Source organism: Collimonas fungivorans (genome assembly GCF_028292705.1).
Lineage (GTDB): Bacteria > Pseudomonadota > Gammaproteobacteria > Burkholderiales > Burkholderiaceae_D > Collimonas > Collimonas fungivorans_B.
The window spans coordinates 1-3,135 of the sequence record NZ_JAQGLV010000249.1; the positions used below are offsets into that span (position 1 = coordinate 1).

The following is a 3,135-nucleotide window of genomic DNA, read 5'->3' on the forward strand; positions in this document are numbered from 1 at the left end:
GGCGAGTTGACCTTCGGACGGATCAGATCACTGTAGCCAGGCCCAAGGTCAGCAACAGCGCCACTACCGAAATGATGGTCTCAGCCACAGTCCAGGTCTTGAAGGTTTCCGTCACGGTCATGTTGAAGTACTCCTTGACCAGCCAGAAACCGCCATCGTTGACGTGCGACAGGATCAGCGAACCGGCGCCGGTGGCCAGCACCATCAGTTCCGGCCTGACGGTAACGCCGGCGGCGGTGACGATAGGCGCGACAATGCCGCAGGCGGTGGTCATCGCCACAGTAGCGGAGCCGGTAGCAACGCGGATCAGCGCCGCCACGAACCAGCCCAGCAGCAACGGCGACAGATGCGCGTTGTTGGCGAGTTCGACAATCGCCTTGGACACGCCGCCGTCGATCAGGATCCGGCCAAAACCGGCGCCAGCGCCGACGATCAGGGTGATCCCGGCGATAGGCGCCAGGCACTCGGTGGTAAATTTCAGGATCGCCGCGCGATCAAAACCGCGCGCCTTGCCGAAGGTGTAAAAACTCACCAGCGTCGCAATCAGCAGTGCAATCACCGAGTTGCCGATCAGGCGCAGGAAATCGTTGGCGAAAGTTTTGGGAGTGAAAAACACATCGGCCCAGCTGCCGATCAGCATCAGCGCCACCGGCAGCAGGATGGTTGCAATGGTGATGCCAAAACCCGGCAATTCGCGGGTCTTGCCCTCTTCCACGAATTGCGCGATCAATGGATTGTCCGGATTAGGCACCACGAAGCGGCTGATCAGCTTGGCAAACAGCGGGCCGGCAATGATCGCGGTAGGAATGCCGACGATCAGCGCGTACATGATGGTGCGGCCGATGTCTGCGTTGTAGGCGGTCACGGCGAACAGCGCGGCCGGATGCGGCGGAATCAAGCCATGCACGACAGACAGGCCGGCAACCATCGGGATCCCGACCATGATCATCGATGTCCCGGTACGCTTGGCGACGTTGAATGCAATCGGGATCAGCAGCACGAAACCGACTTCAAAAAACACCGGCAGGCCGACGATCAGGGCCACCACCATCATGGCCCAGTGCACCCTCTTGGGACCGAACACGCCGATCAGCGTATTGGCCACGCGTTCGGCGCCGCCCGATTCGGCCATCATCTTGCCGAACATGGTGCCCAGCCCGACCACCAGCGCGATATGTCCTAAAGCACCGCCGACACCGGTTTCGTAGGACTTGACGATGCTGGCCATCGGCATGCCGACCACCAGGCCCAGGATCACCGACACCACGATCAGCACGATGAACGGATTCATCTTGAACTTTGCGATCAGCACCACCAGTGCGATCACGGCAATCACTGCATAGAGCAGCAACATATTTCCCTGAACCATCTCCATCAAATCCTCCTAAAGTCCGATTTATTTTTTGACACCGCCATATACCTGCTGCCTGCCTTGGCGCGCAAATCCATAACGGCGCCATTTTGCAGCCATTGACTACCAGTTGTCAGTAAATTCGCCGACCTGAACCTGGTTTATTTTTTATAAGCGATGCAATCCACTTCCACCTTGCAGTCGACCACCATGCTCGACTGCACGCAAGCGCGGGCCGGCGGATTGGCGCCAAAGTATTCCTTGAAGACCCGGTTGAACGACTGGAAATCGCGGGTATCGTCGAGCCAGACGCCGCAACGCACCACGTGCTCCGGGCCGTAGCCGGCTTCTTTCAGGATCGCCAGCACGTTCTGGATGGTCTTGTGCGACTGGGCGACGATGCCGCCGTCGATCACTTCGCCGTCCACCATCGCCACCTGGCCGGAAACATACAGCCAGCCATCGGCTTCCACTGCACGCGCGAACGGCAGATGCTGGCCGCCGGTTCCCGAACCACCTTCAACACCATATCGTTTGATTGTCATGACAACTCCTCAGTAAAAAAACAAAATTCAACTTGCCAGTACGCCGCTGACGCCGGCCTGGCGCGCCAGGAAACGCCCTGCCCGCAATTCGGTCGGCGCTTTTTGCGCGCCGCCCAGGTAAGACAAGGCGCCATTCACCCACACCGCATCGATGCCTTCGGCCGGCTGCATCGGATCGGAGAAGGTGGCGGCGTCGCGCACGGTCTCGGCATCGAACAGCACCAGGTCGGCCCAGTACCCTTCGCGCACCAGGCCGCGTTCGGCCAGGCCGAAACGTTCCGCCGACAGGCCGGTCATCTTGCGGATCGCCACAGTCAGCGGGAACAGTTTCTGTTCGCGGCTGTAATAACCCAGCACGCGCGGAAAGGCGCCCCACAGGCGCGGATGCGGCAAGGGATCGTTAGGCAGGCCGTCGGAACCGACCACGCTGGCCGGGTGGCTCAGGATGCGGTTGACGTCCTCGTCCTGCATGCAGTGATAGACCGCGCCGGCCGGCTGCAGGCGGCGCGCCGCCGCCATCAGGTCGACCTGCCATTCGGCGGCGATGTCGGCCAGCAGCTTGCCGCCCATCGCCGGTTCCGGTTCCGACCAGGTCACCATGATGTCGATGGTGTCGGTCACCTGCTTCAAATCCAGGGTGGAGGAACTGGCGGTGTAGGGATAACAGTCGCAGCCGACCGGCTGGTAGCGCTGCGCCTGCTCCAGCGCCTCCAGCACCTCGCCGCTGCGGCCCCAGTTTTCGACGCCGGCGCATTTCAGGTGCGAAATCACCACCGGCACCCGGGCATGCTTGCCGATGCGGAACGCTTCATCCATGGCTTCCAGGATATCGGCAAATTCGCTGCGCAAATGGGTAGCGTAGATGGCGCCGGCCTCGGCCAGCGGTTCTGCCAGCGCCAGTACTTCGGCGGTCGGCGCGTTGATCGCATTGCCGTAGGCCAGGCCGGTGCTGAGTCCAAGCGCGCCGTGCGCCAGCGCTTCGCGCAATTGCTCGCACATGGCGGCGATTTCGGTTTCAGTGGCGGCGCGGTCGAGCCGGTCCATCTGGTTGCTGCGCAAGGCGGTATGGCCGATCAGGGCGGCGACATTGATTGCCGGCTGGGCCTGGGTCACCGCTTCGACATAGGAAGCAAAAGTCGGATAGCTGAAAGCGCTTGCCTCGCCCAGCAGGTTCATCGGATCCGGCGGTTCCGCCTTGAGGCTGACCGGCGCGGCGCTGATGCCGCAATTGCCGACCAC

General features: G+C 61.7%; 3 protein-coding genes. All 3 read right to left on the minus strand.

Annotated features, from left to right (window positions below):
* Window positions 1-22: 22 nt before the first annotated feature.
* Entirely contained in the window at window positions 23-1,375 is a 1,353-nt protein-coding gene (locus JWQ61_RS14270) for a GntP family permease (RefSeq protein ID WP_041741411.1), read from the minus strand.
* A gap of 137 nt (window positions 1,376-1,512) precedes the next feature.
* The gene (locus tag JWQ61_RS14275) at window positions 1,513-1,896 is read right to left on the minus strand and encodes a RidA family protein (RefSeq protein ID WP_014005262.1); all 384 of its coding nucleotides are present in this window, start codon (window positions 1,894-1,896) and stop codon (window positions 1,513-1,515) included.
* A 27-nt stretch (window positions 1,897-1,923) separates the two neighbouring features.
* A partial coding sequence (locus JWQ61_RS14280) for an amidohydrolase family protein (RefSeq protein ID WP_304361108.1) occupies window positions 1,924-3,135 on the minus strand: 1,212 nt, incomplete at its 5' end.

Excerpts from the sequence above, each read along its gene's own strand:
- JWQ61_RS14270 (WP_041741411.1), bottom strand. The coding sequence starts at position 1,375 with ATGGAGATGGTTCAGGGAAATATGTTGCTGCTCTATGCAGTGATTGCC.
- JWQ61_RS14275 (WP_014005262.1), bottom strand. The coding sequence starts at position 1,896 with ATGACAATCAAACGATATGGTGTTGAAGGTGGTTCGGGAACCGGCGGC.